The sequence below is a fragment of the Lactiplantibacillus plajomi genome, assembly GCF_005405405.1.
GTDB lineage: Bacteria > Bacillota > Bacilli > Lactobacillales > Lactobacillaceae > Lactiplantibacillus > Lactiplantibacillus plajomi.
Genome location: NZ_BJDZ01000016.1, coordinates 12,349 through 28,986 on the forward strand (window position 1 = coordinate 12,349; position 16,638 = coordinate 28,986).

Below are 16,638 nucleotides of genomic sequence, written 5' to 3' on the forward strand. Positions count from 1 at the left end.
CACTTCAATATTTTAGCATGCTTTAACGTGATTCGGGGTAAAAGCGGCAAAAAAGTTTGAACTTGACAACGACTTAACAAACGTTGACAATGTAATCAAACGTACGTTCGGTGTGAGGAACGACCATTTAGTCACTAATTTAAAAAAATATTTAGATTATTTGCGAATGACGGCTTAAAATCCGTCTCACCAACGTTTAAAACTAAAAAAGTCGCTAAAAAGTCATCTTCCTGTGCTATAATCAAAATTGCATAGCTTTAGTTAGCGGTGTCAAGCCCGATAAATCAAGTAACTACAATTCAGGGCTAAAAGTGATTTAAATTAAGTAAAATGTTAAAGGAGTTTTGGGAATGGCAAAAAAAGGCCAACAATATGACGATTCTTCAATCCAAGTGCTTGAAGGATTGGAAGCCGTTCGGAAACGTCCAGGGATGTACATTGGTTCCACGGACGGACGCGGACTCCACCATTTAGTATACGAAATTGTCGATAACGCGGTTGACGAAGCCTTGGCCGGTTACGGTAAGGAAATCAACGTGACAATTCACGCGGATAACAGCATCACGGTCGTCGATCACGGCCGCGGGATGCCAGTCGGGATGCACGCGTCGGGGCTTCCAACGCCTGAAGTTATCCTGACGGTGTTACACGCCGGTGGTAAGTTCGGCCAGGGGGGCTATAAGACTTCCGGTGGGCTACACGGCGTCGGGGCCAGCGTGGTCAACGCCTTATCCAGTGAATTGACGGTAACCATCATTCGTGACGGTTACCGCTACGTCGAACACTTCAAAAACGGTGGTCACCCGGTCGGTACCTTAGAAAAAAAGGGTAAGACGAACAAGCCGACCGGAACAACGATCACCTTTAAGCCGGATAGTCAGATTTTCACAACGACGGTTTATAACTTCCAGACGCTCGCCGAACGGTTACGGGAATCGGCCTTCCTTTTAAAGGGCGTTAAAATTACGTTGACCGACGAACGTCCAAACCAGGAACAAGCCCTCGTTTTCCATTACGAAGACGGTATTAAAGCCTTTGTTAGCTATTTGAATGAGGATAAGGATACGTTGGGTGACGTGATGTTCTTTGACGGCACCAAGGAAGGGGTCGAAGTCGAAGTCGCTGCGCAATATAACGACGGTTATTCCGAAAACTTGTTGTCCTTTGTTAACAACGTGCGGACGCCCGATGGTGGGACCCACGAAGTCGGTTTTCGGAGTGCGTGGACCAAGGCCTTCAACGAGTACGCCCGCAAAGTCGGGTTGTTGAAGGAAAAGGATAAAAATCTGGAAGGCTCCGACGTGCGTGAAGGCTTGTCAGCGGTCATCTCACTGCGCATTCCCGAAAACTTACTGCAGTTTGAAGGCCAAACTAAAGAGAAGTTAGGGACTCCCGAAGCCCGGACCATCGTTGATAACGTGGTCAGTGAACAACTCCAATTCTTCCTGATGGAAAACGGTGAGTTTGCCCAAATGTTGATTCGAAAATCGACCAAGGCCCGGCAAGCGCGGGAAGCGGCTCGCAAAGCACGTGATGAGAGCCGTAACGGCAAAAAGCGGCACAAGCGGGAACGGTTACTCTCCGGTAAGTTGACGCCCGCCCAGTCGAAGAACGCAAAGAAGAACGAATTGTTCCTAGTCGAAGGGGATTCCGCCGGCGGTTCTGCAAAGCAGGGCCGTGACCGGAAGTTCCAGGCCATTTTACCGCTGCGGGGGAAGGTCCTGAACACGGAAAAGGCCAAACTACCCGATATTTTGAAGAACGAAGAAATCAATACGATGATTTATACGATCGGGGCCGGCGTCGGACCAGAATTCGATATTAAGTCGAGTAATTACGATAAGGTGATTATCATGACCGATGCCGATACCGACGGGGCCCACATTCAAATTCTGTTACTGACCTTCTTCTATAAATACATGCGGCCAATGATCGATGCTGGTAAGATCTATATCGCTTTACCACCACTGTACCGACTACAAAAAAAGCAGGGTAAACAGTTACGAACCGAATACGCCTGGACTGATGAAGAGCTAGCGCTACGAACCAAAACCTTTGGTAAGGGCTACGCCTTGCAGCGGTACAAGGGGCTTGGTGAAATGAATGCCGAGCAACTGTGGGAAACCACAATGGATCCGGAAAAACGCACGCTGGTACGGGTGCGCATCGATGACGCCGCTTTAGCTGAAAAGCGGGTCACAACTTTAATGGGTGACAAAGTCGAACCTCGACGGAAGTGGATCGAAAGTAACGTTCACTTTACGCTCGATGAAGACGGCTCAATCTTAGATAATCAAGCCGTTTCTTCTGCACACGAAAAAGCTGATGAAGAATTAGCCCAACAATTAAAGCACTAAGGGAGGTCGCAAATTGGCAATTGAACAACCAAAAATTCAAGAATTAACGCTTGAAGACGTCATGGGCGACCGCTTTGGCCGCTATTCGAAGTATATTATTCAGGAACGGGCGTTACCAGATATCCGAGATGGGCTAAAACCCGTTCAACGGCGAATCCTGTACGCAATGAATCAGGACGGTAACACCTATGATAAGGGCTTCCGTAAGTCGGCCAAGTCGGTCGGTAACGTGATGGGGAACTTTCACCCGCACGGGGATTCATCGATTTACGAAGCAATGGTTCGCCTTAGTCAGGACTGGAAGTTACGCGAACCACTAATTGAAATGCACGGGAATAACGGTTCAATGGACGGCGACCCCGCCGCGGCGATGCGTTATACCGAGGCCCGGTTAAGTAAAATTGCCGGTGAGATGCTATCCGACATCGACAAGAAAACCGTCGACATGGTCTTGAACTTTGACGATACCGAGTACGAACCGACCGTGTTACCAGCGCGTTTTCCCAACTTGCTGGTCAACGGGGCAACCGGGATTTCGGCTGGTTACGCCACGGAAATCCCCCCGCATAATTTAAGTGAAGTCGTTGACGCCATTCTGTTTTTGATGAACCACCCGAAAGCGTCACTGGAAGATTTAATGGACTTTGTTAAGGGGCCGGACTTCCCAACGGGCGGCATCATTCAAGGACTGGACGGTATCAAACAGGCTTACGAAACTGGGCGCGGACGGATTGTTGTTCGTTCACGGACTAAGATCGTGCCGCTTAAGGGAAATAAATCGCAGATTGAAGTTTCCGAAATTCCTTATGAAGTTAACAAGGCGCAACTGGTTAAGAAAATTGACGAGATTCGAATCATGAAACGCATCGAGGGTATCGCCGAAGTGCGTGACGAAAGTGACCGTAAAGGCCTATCAATCGTGATTGAATTGAAGCGGGACGTTAACGCGGCCGGAATCTTAACCTACTTGTTTAAAAATACTGACCTCCAAATTACGTATAATTTTAATATGGTGGCCATTTATCACCAACGGCCGGAACACGTTGGCCTAAAGACAATCTTGACCGCTTACTTGGAGCACCAACGCGACGTTATTACTCGGCGGACCCAGTTTAATTTGAAGAAGGCGGCGGACCGGCAGCACATCGTTCAAGGGTTAATTAAGGCGATGTCGATTTTAGATCAAGTGATCAAAACGATTCGTGGCAGTAAGGATAAAAAGGACGCTAAGCACAACTTAGTTGACCAATTTGACTTTTCAGAATTGCAAGCTGAAGCGATTGTCACGATGCAACTGTACCGCTTGACGAATACCGACGTTACGCAACTTGAAAAGGAATCGCAAGAATTGGCGGACGCCATTGCTGAATACCAGTTGATTTTAGCCGAACCGAAGGAACTAGATAAGGTGCTTCGGCGAGAGTTAAAGGCGGTCGCTAAACGCTATCCAACGACCCGTTTGACGGAAATTCAAGCTGAAATTCAGGAACTGAAGGTCAAAACCGAAGTCGTGGTGCCACAAGAAGACGTCGTGGTCATGATCAGTCACGATGGCTACATCAAGCGCACTAGCATTCGGTCGTACACGGCTTCCGACGCCGACGATAACGGGCTTAAGGATGAGGACTTCCCGATTTACCTCGAGAAGAATAGTACCTTGGATCACCTGATGATGTTCACCAACTTGGGCCACTTGATTTACCGGCCGGTTTACGAACTGACCGACGCAAAGTGGAAGGATACTGGCGAGCACATTTCGCAAACGATTGGGCTGGCGGATAACGAACAGATCACCTGGGTCTTCTCGTTTGAAAACCTGAAAACAACCGGTAAATTCTTAGTAGCGACTAACGACGGCTACATTAAGCAAACGGCTTTTGCCGACTACGTCCCTGGTCGAACTTACAAGACGCGTGCCAGTCAGTTCATTAAATTGAAGACGACCGGTGCCGAAGTTGTCACGGTCAACTACTTACCAAGCGCACCGGAAGGCACCCTGGTGTTAGTCACCCAACACGGTTACGGATTGCGTTACGACCTCAGTGAAGTTCCGACGATTGGGGCTAAAGCGGGGGGCGTAAAGTCCATGGACCTGCGTGACGACTTGATTGTCCGGGCCGACTTAGCCGGTGAGACTGACCTGATTGCGATGATTACGCAACGGGGTTCGTTCAAGAAGATGAAAGTTGCTGATATTCCGGTAACTAGTCGTGCCCGGCGCGGGGTCCAGGTGCTACGTGAATTGAAGAATAACCCGCACCGAGTCGCTGATGACGTCATCATCGCTGGTGGAACTAGTGGTACGGCCCTGGAAGTACTGACTGACCGTGGTAAACGACACACGATTTTAGCCGACGAACACCCGGTCAGCGCCCGGTACTCGAACGGCTCGTTCGTGATCGATACGGACACGGAAGGGACGCCGTTGACGATGCAGGAGCACCCGGTACCATTAACAGTGTAAAAGTTTTGTAAGGATTGTGGTAATTTCTGAAGGTTCGCCTAAGCAACGCTTGCATGCTTACGGGCGTTAGCAGTAAGATTAAGTGGAACGTTTATTTGATTAATAATTAGTTAAGCTTTATTTACCGATAACAAGCGCTTGCTTTCAAATCTAATCTTGTTTAATATTATAGATATCATAAGATGATGATAAGACGAAAGGATCAGGTAAAATTCATGAAGACAACTCAAGAAAGTATTTTTTCCTCAAAGACTTTGACGTATTTCTTGCAATTAGCTGAAACTATGAATTATACGCAGGCGGCCCAGATTTTGGGAATTACCCAACCCGCGTTGACCCAACAGATTAAGAAACTCGAGCGTACGGTTGGTGCGCCGCTGTTTTATTCAGTTGGTAAAAAATTACGCTTATCTGATGCGGGTTACACGATGCTTAATGCAACCCACAATATCTACGACGTTTTAAACAAGGCAACCGATGAGATTCAGCAAACGACGAGCGCCACTCAGGGTGCGATCAATATTGGGATTTTAGCTTCCATTGAGGATCACGTTTTTGAAGACTTTGCCATTAAGTATTACGAAGCTAACCCGAACGTGATTATTTCGTTCCACATGTTGACCCGTAAAGAAATTTGGGAACGCCTTGAAAACAACCTGATTGACTTAGCCGTCATGTATTTACCGGACGAAAGTATTAAGAACTGGAAGCCGTACCAGTCCAAGAAGATTATTCAAGACGAATTATTGTTTATCTCCAGTGACCCGAAGATGGCTAAAAAGAAGCGTATCAAGTTTAAGGATACGACGAGTAAGCCGTGGGCGATGTACCCGGAAAATTACTATCTAGACCAAGTCATCAAAGAATCTTACAAAAACCAGATGGCTGATTTACCAACACCGGTGGCCCGGTTTACCCAACCCGAACAAATTTACCGGTTTGTGGCCGCAACGGCGACGAATACGGCGTTACCAAATTCGTTCATGGTTGCCAACCCGGCGGTCGATAAATTACACACGATTTCGTTTGAACCAGCCATTAAGTTTGACCTCAACTTTGTCTTCCGCAAGGATAAGGATCAAATTCCTCGGATCAAGAATTTCTTGGAAGAATTTGATACTTACTTGCGGAGCGAAGATTACATCACACGGTTACAAAAATTTAATCAAAAATAAGTTTTAAAGGAGTTTTGTGCGCATGAGTAAGGAATTAGTTTTTGGACATCAAAATCCCGATACCGACGCAATTGTGGCGGCTAAGGCCTTTTCATATTTAGAAAACAAGTTAGGGGCGGACACCGAAGCCGTTGCTTTAGGCGAACCTAACGAAGAAACCAAGTACGTGTTAGATCATTTCAATGAACCGGCACCGCGGGTTATCACCAAGGCGGCTCCGGAAGTTGATAAGGTGATGTTAGTTGACCACAACGAACCACAACAAAGTGTCAGCGACATTGCCGACGTGATGGTCACCCACGTGGTCGACCATCACCGGATCTCTAACTTTAACACGGCGCAACCATTATTCTACCGTGCAGAACCGCTTGGCTGTGTTAGCACCGTGGTTTACAAGTTATTTAAAGAAAACAAGGTCGAAATCCCGGCTAAGTTAGCTGGTTTGATGCTTTCTGCCATCATTTCCGACACGTTATTATTAAAGTCCCCAACAACCACGCCAACCGACGTTGCCGTAGTTAAGGATTTAGCTAAGATTGCCGACGTTGACTACGAAAGCTACGGTTTAGCCATGTTGAAGGCGGGCACTAACATTGATAGCAAGTCCGAAAAGGAATTAATCGATGCTGACGCCAAGTCCTTCGACATGAATGGTTCGACCGTTCGTGTCGCTCAAATCAACACGGTCGACTTAGACGACGTCTTCAAGCGTCAAGCTGCTTTAGAAGCGGCTGCTAAGGATGAAAACAAGGCTGAAGGTTATGACTTGTTCTTGATTTTGGCAACGAACATCTTGAACAGTGATTCCGAATTATTAGTCGTTGGTGAACCAACGGCACCCGTTGAAAAGGCCTTCGGTAAGCAATTGGCTAACAACCGCTTAAGCTTACCAGGCGTTGTCTCACGTAAAAAGCAAGTGGTACCGCCATTGACGGACGCTTTTAATGCTTAATTGAGTTCCCTAAGAAGCTTTGATCAGTTGATCAAGGCTTCTTTTTTGTATTTTTAGCGGGAAGGCGTATAGTAATAGGTGGGCAAAAGATTGTGCACAACCTTTTGCCTGAAATTAGAAAGGACTGATGATATGCCTGAACAAGATGCAGAACTTCGCCAGCGCTTGACGGCTGAACAGTACGCTGTCACCCAGGAAGCAGCAACGGAACGGCCGTTTACCGGTAAGTACGATGATTTTTATCAAGAAGGAATCTACGTCGACGTTGTGAGTGGTGAACCGTTATTCAGCTCGTTAGATAAGTACGATGCGGGGTGTGGCTGGCCGTCCTTTACGCGACCGATTCAAAAACAGCGGCTGACGGAAAATTACGACGATTCGTTTGGCATGCACCGTACAGAAGTTTTGAGTCCCCAAGCTAAATCGCACTTAGGTCACGTTTTTCTCGACGGTCCCCGTGACCGCGGTGGCTTACGTTATTGCATTAATTCGGCGGCGCTCCGATTTATTCCGGTTGCGTCGTTAGCCGCTGAGGGCTACGGTGAGTACCAGGCATTGTTTAAAGCAGATCATTCCTAGGAGGGACCTAAATGACAGATACAGCAATCTTTGCTGGTGGGTGTTTCTGGTGCATGGTTCAGCCTTTTGACCAACAGCCCGGAATCAAGCAGGTCGTCTCGGGCTACACAGGTGGTACCGTTGCTAATCCCACGTATGAACAAGTCGCGAGCCATACGACCGGGCATACCGAGGCGGTTGAAATTACGTTTGATCCGGAAATCATCAGTTACGCGCAACTAGTTGAAATTTATTGGCGCCAAACGGACCCGACCGACGCCTCCGGACAATTCCAAGACCGGGGCGATAGTTACCGGCCAGTGATTTTCGTCAATAGTCCGGAACAGCGTGAAGTTGCAACCGCGTCAAAAGCGGCGTTAGCGGCTAGTGGGCGGTTCACGCAACCCATCGTGACGCAAATTGAAGACGCCAAGCCGTTTTACCGGGCCGAAGAAGCGCACCAGGACTTCTACCGGCGCAACCCGTTTCGGTATCAAATCGAAGAAATGGGCGGACGCGAGCAATTTTTGAAAAAGTATTGGCGTTAATCTTAAATCATAAAAGTGGCGCTCCCAGTTGGTCTGGGGGCGCCACTTTCTGTTGGCTAGGAAGCCTGGTAAGCTTCTAACGCGGAATAAAACGAGCGTTTTACGGATTCTCTAGTGTTTAAATAATTGATATAATTGGATAATTCACTGACATTGCTAGTAAGTGGAAAATCAAAATCGGAATGGGCGTAACGGGCCGCTGGGGCGAACGGACCCCGTTGATCAATAAAGGGTTCGAGCCAACGATAGAATGTCATCTGAATCATCCTTTCACGAATTTAATGAAGTTGATAAGACTAGTTTATCGACCTAACTGGGAGATGTATAGGGGTTTTAAAGCTTTTTAACTAAGTGGATAATCAACTGTAAATTGCGTGACGGTTTTGTAAATAAGTGTCAATTAAATGTAACAATGTAAAGGTTGCCTACTTTTGGTTACGCTGTTCCCGCAGATCACGCCGCCGCAACAGGTTTAGGTAATAATTTAAACTAGCCTCATCCAGTCGTAAACGTGATAAAAGTGTTTCGACTGGCGCGGTACGGTGGTGATCTAAGTACCACAGCATGTAATTTTGCCGTAAGGCTACCGGTTTTAATGGCATTCCCGCACGGATACTATCACCACCCAGGTACTTATGCAACGCGGCTAATGAAAGGTTGGCACTAGGTCCGCGCCGGCGCGTTTTTAAGAAAATACCGTGCAGACCCGTGGCTTTTAGCGGTGCCAAAAAAGCGGTTAGTTTTTTTAAGAACACTTGTTCGGAAGAGGCGAACGGAATTGTCTGGATGGTCTCCTCAAAGTCCGGCTTCAGCATTTCTTGACTCGTAAAGCCCTTAGCCGTAAAGAGTAAAAACGCCCGCGTATAGACGTGCAAATCATCGTTAGCAAGGAGTTCTGACAACTGTTCCGGCCAATTATCACCGTTGTTGTGTGCTGGTAACGGCCGGCCTTTAAGGCTAAAAGTTGGTAACATTGTAATGATGCGGTGTTCGAATAAGTAACTGAAATAACCGTTCAGGTTGGATAAAGTCTTATTGAGGGTCGATTGTTTGAATTGGCGGTTGTTTTTCAGCATGGCTAAGTAAGCCTGAATGTCATTTTCGGTCAAGTCGCTTAGAAGTTGATCACGGGCAAAGGTATCGTTAAAGTGTTGTTCGTAGTTAAAAAAGTCCGTTAGGGTTAATCGGTATTGTTCAATCGTCACGGGTTGCTTATCGGCAGCTTGTAAGTGCTGGATAAAACTTTTTTCATAAGGGAAAGTGCTTGCCAAGGTAGTAAATCTCCATTCTAATTATAATCTGTTACTTTAACTTAACCACAAAAATCATCCAAAAACAAACCATTAGGACGTGCTGAGAGGTGGATTCTAAGGCCAAGTTCAAATTATAATCAGACAAGTGGTCATTAAATGATTTTAAACGCAGCTGCTAAAACCTAGGAATATTTGTAAATATCAGTTGTTTAATGATTGTCGCCGCAATTGTCTAATTTAAACCGAAACTCCATAACGCAGCCAAATTTAACGGTAACAAAAATATCTAGTGGTCGTGACGGATAAAATTTTGGTCGTCAGATGAAGCCAACGCAAAAGATTAGCCGGTGCGGAATTATTTTTAGCATCGGGGGACCCAAATTAGGTCGTGGGGGAGGATTTTTCTTTATACTTCTACTTAGTATAATATATATTATGTAAACTAGAATATATAAAAAAACACCCCTCTCAGTATATTGACGTTTATCCTTACAATTACTGCCAAACCAAGCTTTTGCACTAATTATCATGTTGTGCACGCGCGTTTGCTGATAAATATTCAGCGAAAATTGCTGACGTTCTGGAATTATTTAAACTAAAAATTCAACAATAACCAAATCTTAGCAGCGTCAAGTGACGAAGTCAGATCTTGAAGTTGTTATGGCGAAACCGATATTTTTAATAGTTGCGGCTGCAATTTATTGATAAAGTTGGCTCAGTAATTGGCAAAACAGCTATTTAACACGCTTTTTTAGCCACTTTTTGGTAACTACGGATAGTCCTAATCCAATCAGCACCGGCCCTGAGACCAGTAATAACGCGCCTTGAACAAAAAAAGTCAGTTCCGAGCTCATGATTGTATCGGTCATCTGACTTTTAAACAGCAGTCGTTCGTTCCTAATGCTTAATTTAAATTGTAAATGATCTTCCTCGATAAGGCGCTTCAACGACCGAGTATTTAACGATTGGAACGCAAAGCGGCGCTTTTTTAAGTTAGGAACCCGATAAATTAAAACTGGATAAAAAATCAGGTATGACAACGTTAACCCGCTATTCGCTAAAGTCCATCTAAACACGAACGGCCCAGTCGGCGGTGCGGTCACTAAGTACATTGTCAAAACGTAAAAGATTGCAACGCGTAAATAACTAAGGAAAAAAGCCTTAATTAACTTCATCTGCAGCGCCTTCTCCGTCTTAAAACTTGCTCCAAATAATAGGCGCCGTCATGCGACGCGTCAACCTGTTCATCAAAATTAATGGCAATTCGGAAACTTTATTAAATATAAGCGCGTTGGCGGTAGTCCCCCCAAGCCGTCAACGGATCATTAGTTGCCAGCAAACCTGCCTTGGCCGGATTACATTTACATTATAAAGTGGTAAAATTATTAGTAATTAATGAAAAATATTTAATGAAGAGATGACAAGCATGCTGAAATACAGCCAACAAACTTTGATTTACACCCGCTACTTTGCAAAAGTCATGGGTCGCAACCCGACCGTTTTAATTTATACGATTGGTCTCCCGATTTTCTTTTTGATTTTGAACACGGCCGGCCATTTTTTCAAGCCGTTGACTCCCATTCAGTACGCAGCCAACGTGGCACCGTTTATTAGCTGGATGATCTTTTCAAGTGCCCTTCAAGCCGTATCCGCAGTTGCCATTTTACGTGAGCAGGGTTATTTAAAACAGTACCAGTCGTTAGTCACTAGCCCTTCCGTTATTTTAGTGGCCGAAACGTTGATCAGTTTTATTCAACTCGGCATCAGCATCACCTTAGTCGGCGGTCTATCCGGCCTCGTGTTTAACTTACCGGTTTTGCCATTACTAGCCGAGTTATGGCTCACACTGCTACTATCCTTCCCCGCCGCCGTCTGCTTTTGCTTACCACTACTCGCCTTCTCCGCTCGCGAGAAAACCGTGGACGCCCTCGTTAACTTGATCTCAATTGGCGTCGTCTTTGCCTCGTTCGGGTTGGCAGCGGTGATGACACCCGCTATTCAAAATCCACTGTTCAATATTTTAAGCCCGTTATTTTTAGGTAGTTTTATTTTTCGGGCGCTTGTCAGTCAGATTGGCGCCTACCTCCTCACTTACATCATTAGCCTGATTGTCCTTGGAATTGTTGGCTATCTCAGTTACCGTCACCTAAAATTATTGCCAGCGGAGGTTATTTAGCATGCAAATTAAGCACCTTACCTACCAATTTCCAAAGCAAACCACGCCTTTTTTTAACGACCTTTCATTTAACCTCGCCGTCCCCAGCGTGAATTTTTTGATTGGAACGAACGGCGCGGGAAAAACGACGTTGGCGGACCTTTTGACGGGGCTCCGTTCACCAAGCACCCCGGTGACACTGCCAAAATCCACCCTGTACCTCAGTCAGCGGTTACCAATGTTAACTTCAATCAAAGTCCAAGACGTTGCCGAGTTAATTTTGGGCGTCGAATACGGCCGTACCAAATTAACGTTGGCGCAAGTTAAGTCGCTCGTTGATCCCGCGACTTACGCGGTAATCGAACCGCTTTGGAACCAAGTCTACGGCCAGCTTTCGGGTGGCCAGCAACGACTAGTCCAATTACTACTCTTTTTACAATGCCAGCGGGAGTTAATCGTCTTAGACGAACCCACTGCTGAAATCGACCGGCAAAACGTTAACCGCTTATGCACGGTGCTCCGGGAACATCCTGACCGGACTTACTTGATCATCACGCACGACTACCGTGATCTGACCCAGTTTAAAGATTACCAAGTTCTCTGGCTTGATCAGCGCCGGGTTACGACTTTTTCTCCGGTTGAGTTTGCTAAGGCATCGCAACCGTTTATCCGTGATTTTAAGCAACATTAGCCCAACAACAGCCGTCCTAAATTAATTGGGACGGCTGTTGTTGTGATTCCTCATCGTTGGTATTCGTTTTAAAACTTTTGGCAGCACGATGTGAGCCCCATATTAAAATCGTTGTACGTTACAACTTTCGGTAATAATACGGCTTTACGACTCAGCCCGTTTCGCAACGAGGCACCAGCCAAACGTCATTACTGCAAGGGTAAGAACGATGGTAAGTGCAATCGTTGCGCCGTACAAGTTGTAGCACAATAGGATGAACATACTCCCAATCGGGGCAGCCATCATCACGACGGCACTCACGGTTCCGAGGACCGCGGCGGTATTTTGCGCGGGGATGACCTGCATCAATTGGCTGATCAGCCGTGGATTTAATTTACCATTACAAAATGCGACAACCAAGACACTAAGTAAGATCAACGTGAACCGTGGCGCGATGAGTAGTACCATGTATGCCAGTCCCGTAGCGGCGGTGGTAATCAGCAATAAGGACAAATTAGTCACGCGATCTAGCCACGTATGCCGGCTTGCCGCACCGAGCACACTGCCGGCCACGTACACACAGTTGGTCAGGACGATGGCCGTCCCGTAAGATACGGGTAATTCGGAACTAAGATCGATAAAAAACAAGTTTAAGATCCCATCTAAGCTGGTATCGCAGATGTTTGCAATCATGATGATGCCCAAGAAATTAACGGCGCTTAACCCGAATGCTCGCCGTACCGCTTTGGTGAGTGCCGGCCAGATTGGTTGGTGCGTGGTCTTTTCAACCATGGGCGCCGGGGCTAGTGGTTGGTCATCCCATAACAGGCACAGTGCTGATAAGACGAAGGCGGCGGCGTTGATCAACCCCGCAACGGCGTAATTATGGAACTGGCTCATTACGACCACTCCCATGGTTTGACCTACCGGGGCGATCAGGGTTGCAACACTGGTATTTAAACCAATTGCTTGTTGCCGCAAAGTGGCCGGAATTTGGCGTTGAATCATTAGTTTGATCAAGCCCTCACCATAGCCACCGACGATGTCCGAAACGACGTTGATTAGAATAACTAGGTAAAAGACGAGCGCCGTTTGCTGATTGATGACACCAGCCAGCAAAACGTAACTCCCGGCTTGGAAAAATTTGGTATAAATTAACCGGTGGGGCCGGCTCGCCGAGCGGTCGGCCAGCTTACCAGTGATTCCGGAAAATAAATACGGCAGTAACGTTGCAACCGTAACCATACTGACGTACCAGTGCGGATTTGGGAAACTCTTAGCGTACATTAGCAGCACAATGTTAAAAAGACTAATACCAATCGTTGCGAACAAGTTGCCAGTTGCAATCGCCTGAAAGGCCCTTAAACGGATAATGGATAACATTCATGATTCCCCCTTTTTTCATATCATACGGGGAATCCGCTAACGTGGTATGATAAGTTAGTTGCATATTTGCAACGTAAGGAGGAAAGATGACAGCATTTGGGCAGACAATTCATCAAATTAGGTTAACTAAGGACCTTAGCCAGCAAGCGGTCTATAGTGGCGTGGTCTCGCGGTCGTTTGCAAACCGCTTCGAACGCGGCCAAAACGATATTGCGGCAACCAAATTGTTTAAAATTTTGGATAATCTCGGGATCAGTGCGGATGAATTCCGCTTTATTCACCGTAATTATCAGCCGACCCCGTTAGCGCAAGCCCTATTGCAAGTTGAACGTTATTACCAACAGCAAAACTTCCCCGCACTGGCTACCTGGGTGCGTGAACACGTCAATAGTCCGCGGTCCTACGAACGGCTGGTCGCGAGCTACGGTGACATTCTCCTGCTCGCCTACGACCACTCGCGAATCGCGCTCACAAAGACGGCGCGGATTGCCTACGACCATTTACGCCAAACCAAAACTTGGAGTCTGCAGGAATTAAAATTCGTCCCGGTGTTGGTGCCACTACTAGCCAGTAGCGAGGGGGTGGCTGCCTTACCAGCCTTAACCCGTAAAGTTGAACAAAATTGCCAGCGCTACCAAACAGCCTGGGGCGACCCCCTACACGCCCTGCCGGTATTAACAAACTACTACGGGACCCTCTTTCAGGTCACGTTAAACTATCACGACTACGCCGCGGCCAAAGCAATTAAATCAAAGCTGCTGGCACTTGATACTCAGCGCCTCACTTGGGACGAGCGGTTATCGCGCCAGCTCTGGCTGGGAATTTGGGCCCTATTTTTTGGCGATGCGGTTGCGGGGCAGCAAACTCTCGACGAGATAACCGCGCTGGAAGACCGGTTTCGACCGACTATCGATCAGTCCGTCTACGAGATTATCCGCATTCGAACTAAGCAAGCCCGCGATTATCGTGCCAAATTAACGTAAAACCAGTTATGAAAGAAGATACTATGCAAACTTTTAGCCACCAAGAACGGTTTAACCACTACCTGAAACTAATGACACTCACCTACACTACCGCCGTCACGCAGTTACAGCGGCGCTATGGTGCGGTTAAAGACGATTACTTCAACCAAGCGTCCTACCAACAGTTTTTAGCGGGCCAAGTCCGGCGCCTACAACGCGGTAACTACACGCGGACCCGTGACGGCCTGTGTACCCACCACGTAGCCGAAAACCGGTTTAGCAACATGGCGGACGCCGCGACGATTCGCAAGTACCAGTACCCCTTTAGCTACCAAAAAAGTGCCCAACTAGTCTATGCTGACGAAGTTGAACACTTGATTTTGCACGCCCTGATTGCCAAAGAAACGGATGGTCAGTTCGGCTACCACGGTTACCGGGAATATTTATCAAAAGACGTTTGGGCCTGGTACGTCGACCACCAGGTACCGCAGCGCAACTGGCGCCAACGCTGTTACGGGCGCTCATTACTCTCAAAAGAAGAAGCCCTCACCTTATTTGACCACCTAGAACGCGGCCCGTTAGCGCAGCTCCTCAAAGACTAGGACTAATAATTCTCAACATTAGCCTTAGGGTGCAAAAGCCAAGTCTTGAGGCCCGCAGCCCCACAAATGACCAGAAAAATTAATGGTAAGTACACGATGACGTGGTAGCGTCCCTGAACTTCTAACGATAACGCGCCTAACACGAACCCGTCCATTAACAAACCACTATAAAAGAAATAATTATTTAAATAGTGGCGCTTAAGTAGCAAGGATAGGCCAATTATCACACTGACTAGGGCCGCAATTAGTAATAATTGAAAGTAGCCGGTGCCAATCATGACTAGTGGTGCACGGCTCTGACGCCAAACTTGGCGCGTTGCCCGGGAATTTAACGTTGGACTAAGATTTTGGCTCACAAACTGGTAGCCGTAATCTTCAGCGACAAATTGTTGCATTTTTTGGTTCATAAATGGACGCTGCTGCCCTTGCAATTCGGTCAGGTTAGTTTGAATTTGCCGGTGCATCTGCTGAGCAATCTTAGGGTACGCGCTGGCCAAATCCTTGGACCGATCAAGTTGCCGTTGTACTTGGTGTTCAATTCGCGGACTTTGCGTCCCGTTGGTTTGCGAATCCGTGCCGACTGCTAAGCGGTAGCTGATGGCGACCTGATCGGAAGCCACCGGAAAACCGTACAGCCAACTGTACAGGCCACCAGAAGCCGCCATCATGAGAACGGTAGCACCGAGGTAAACGAGTAGCTTTTTACGCCACAGCTTAGTCAGTGGTTGTAACAGTAGTCCTAACGAAAATACGATTAAGGCGATGACCCAGATAATCATGACCGGTTGCACCATGTCAGCAACGATGGTGGCTAACCAGGCAAACCCAGGTTCAGCCACTGATCGTGCCGTGTGGCGGTCGCCAACGGTAAAAAGGCGCGACTCAGCGCTAGCATTGTTACTAAGATGCAGGTCAAAAAGAGTGGTTCCACGCCGTTTAATAAACTACTATAGAGCCAGTAAGCTGGTAACGCGTAAAAGGTCAACGCGGCCATAATTCCTAACGGTTTGGATAACCAGCGGGCGACTAGCCAATAAATTAATAGTAGGTCTAAAAACGTGCAGCCAATGTTAACGAGCTGACTAACGGCAAAGTTATCCCCCGCTAGTGCCGTGATAAAGCTAAAAAAGTTGGCCACGTTGAGTGAATGCGGGAATGCGCTAAAAATCCCAACGTCACCGCGGTGTAACAAATCGACCCAGGTCAAACCCTGTGCGTTGAATGCGGCTAGTGTGTGGTAACGCTCAAAATCAGCGGTTGGTGTGATTTTTAAAACTGCCAATAGCGGTAATTTTAACAGTGTTAGGCCGGCAAAGGTCGCCATAATCCAGCTCGTCTTTTGTTTAGCTAACCAGTGGCCACCCGCGATGATGGCTAGTACGAGTGCCAGTACCCCTCCGAGGCTACCAATAATCGCGACCCAACCGCTTTGCACTACCGTCGACCAGGCGGTTTGCCAACTTGCCACTAACATCCAGATAAGTAGACCCGCCGCAATTATTAACGTAATGGCCTGCGCAATTCTTAAAATAAGACGTCTTGCCATGTTCAACTCC

General features: G+C 47.2%; 15 protein-coding genes. 10 read left to right on the forward strand and 5 right to left on the reverse strand.

The window, feature by feature from the left end; genetic code table 11:
- The first annotated feature begins 350 nt into the window (after positions 1-350).
- The 6 genes from parE (at position 351) to msrA (ending at position 8,054) form a co-directional block, all read left to right on the forward strand.
- Positions 351-2,357 carry a DNA topoisomerase IV subunit B gene (parE, locus tag FFM82_RS07785; RefSeq protein ID WP_137645296.1) on the forward strand — a complete coding sequence of 669 codons (2,007 nt, stop codon included), beginning with the start codon at positions 351-353 and terminating at the stop codon, positions 2,355-2,357.
- Positions 2,358-2,370: 13 nt separating this feature from the next.
- The gene (gene parC / locus FFM82_RS07790) at positions 2,371-4,821 is read left to right on the forward strand and encodes a DNA topoisomerase IV subunit A (protein WP_137645297.1); all 2,451 of its coding nucleotides are present in this window, start codon (positions 2,371-2,373) and stop codon (positions 4,819-4,821) included.
- A 215-nt stretch (positions 4,822-5,036) separates the two neighbouring features.
- Positions 5,037-5,996, forward strand: a complete 960-nt coding sequence (locus FFM82_RS07795) for a LysR family transcriptional regulator (RefSeq protein ID WP_137645298.1) — start codon at positions 5,037-5,039, stop codon at positions 5,994-5,996.
- A 22-nt stretch (positions 5,997-6,018) separates the two neighbouring features.
- Positions 6,019-6,948 carry a manganese-dependent inorganic pyrophosphatase gene (locus FFM82_RS07800; protein ID WP_137645299.1) on the forward strand — a complete coding sequence of 310 codons (930 nt, stop codon included), beginning with the start codon at positions 6,019-6,021 and terminating at the stop codon, positions 6,946-6,948.
- A 132-nt stretch (positions 6,949-7,080) separates the two neighbouring features.
- On the forward strand, positions 7,081-7,527 hold the full coding sequence (gene msrB / locus FFM82_RS07805) for a peptide-methionine (R)-S-oxide reductase MsrB (protein ID WP_137645300.1): 447 nt from the start codon (positions 7,081-7,083) through the stop codon (positions 7,525-7,527).
- Positions 7,528-7,538: 11 nt separating this feature from the next.
- Positions 7,539-8,054, forward strand: a complete 516-nt coding sequence (gene msrA, locus FFM82_RS07810; RefSeq protein ID WP_137645301.1) for a peptide-methionine (S)-S-oxide reductase MsrA — start codon at positions 7,539-7,541, stop codon at positions 8,052-8,054.
- 56 nt (positions 8,055-8,110) lie between these two features.
- On the opposite strand, the gene FFM82_RS07815 is transcribed toward msrA, so the two are convergent.
- Positions 8,111-8,320 (reverse strand): YozE family protein, encoded by a 210-nt coding sequence (locus FFM82_RS07815; RefSeq protein ID WP_307722440.1) that lies wholly within the window; start codon positions 8,318-8,320, stop codon positions 8,111-8,113.
- 159 nt (positions 8,321-8,479) lie between these two features.
- Positions 8,480-9,325, reverse strand: coding sequence for a phage integrase N-terminal SAM-like domain-containing protein (locus FFM82_RS07820; protein WP_137645303.1), 846 nt, complete (start codon positions 9,323-9,325; stop codon positions 8,480-8,482).
- Between the two features lie 1,408 nt (positions 9,326-10,733).
- On the opposite strand from FFM82_RS07820, the gene FFM82_RS07825 reads away from it, so the two are divergent.
- Positions 10,734-11,483, forward strand: a complete 750-nt coding sequence (locus FFM82_RS07825) for a hypothetical protein (protein WP_137645304.1) — start codon at positions 10,734-10,736, stop codon at positions 11,481-11,483.
- A gap of 1 nt (position 11,484) precedes the next feature.
- Entirely contained in the window at positions 11,485-12,153 is a 669-nt protein-coding gene (locus FFM82_RS07830) for an ABC transporter ATP-binding protein (RefSeq protein WP_137645305.1), read from the forward strand.
- Positions 12,154-12,297: 144 nt separating this feature from the next.
- Here the strand turns inward: FFM82_RS07830 and FFM82_RS07835 are convergent, their stop codons facing one another.
- Positions 12,298-13,515 (reverse strand): MFS transporter, encoded by a 1,218-nt coding sequence (locus tag FFM82_RS07835; protein ID WP_137645306.1) that lies wholly within the window; start codon positions 13,513-13,515, stop codon positions 12,298-12,300.
- Between the two features lie 89 nt (positions 13,516-13,604).
- On the opposite strand from FFM82_RS07835, the gene FFM82_RS07840 reads away from it, so the two are divergent.
- Together FFM82_RS07840 and FFM82_RS07845 are read left to right on the forward strand one after the other, a co-directional pair.
- Entirely contained in the window at positions 13,605-14,501 is an 897-nt protein-coding gene (locus tag FFM82_RS07840; RefSeq protein WP_137645307.1) for a helix-turn-helix domain-containing protein, read from the forward strand.
- 23 nt (positions 14,502-14,524) lie between these two features.
- Positions 14,525-15,082, forward strand: coding sequence for an SAV1803-related protein (locus FFM82_RS07845; RefSeq protein WP_225425648.1), 558 nt, complete (start codon positions 14,525-14,527; stop codon positions 15,080-15,082).
- 2 nt (positions 15,083-15,084) lie between these two features.
- Here FFM82_RS07845 and FFM82_RS13755 read toward each other — a convergent pair whose 3' ends face one another.
- Complete coding sequence (locus FFM82_RS13755) at positions 15,085-15,921, reverse strand: hypothetical protein (RefSeq protein ID WP_225425649.1); 837 nt, start codon at positions 15,919-15,921, stop codon at positions 15,085-15,087.
- Complete coding sequence (locus FFM82_RS13760; RefSeq protein ID WP_225425650.1) at positions 15,894-16,628, reverse strand: hypothetical protein; 735 nt, start codon at positions 16,626-16,628, stop codon at positions 15,894-15,896. The genes FFM82_RS13755 and FFM82_RS13760 overlap by 28 nt, the downstream gene beginning before the upstream one ends.
- Positions 16,629-16,638: the final 10 nt, after the last annotated feature.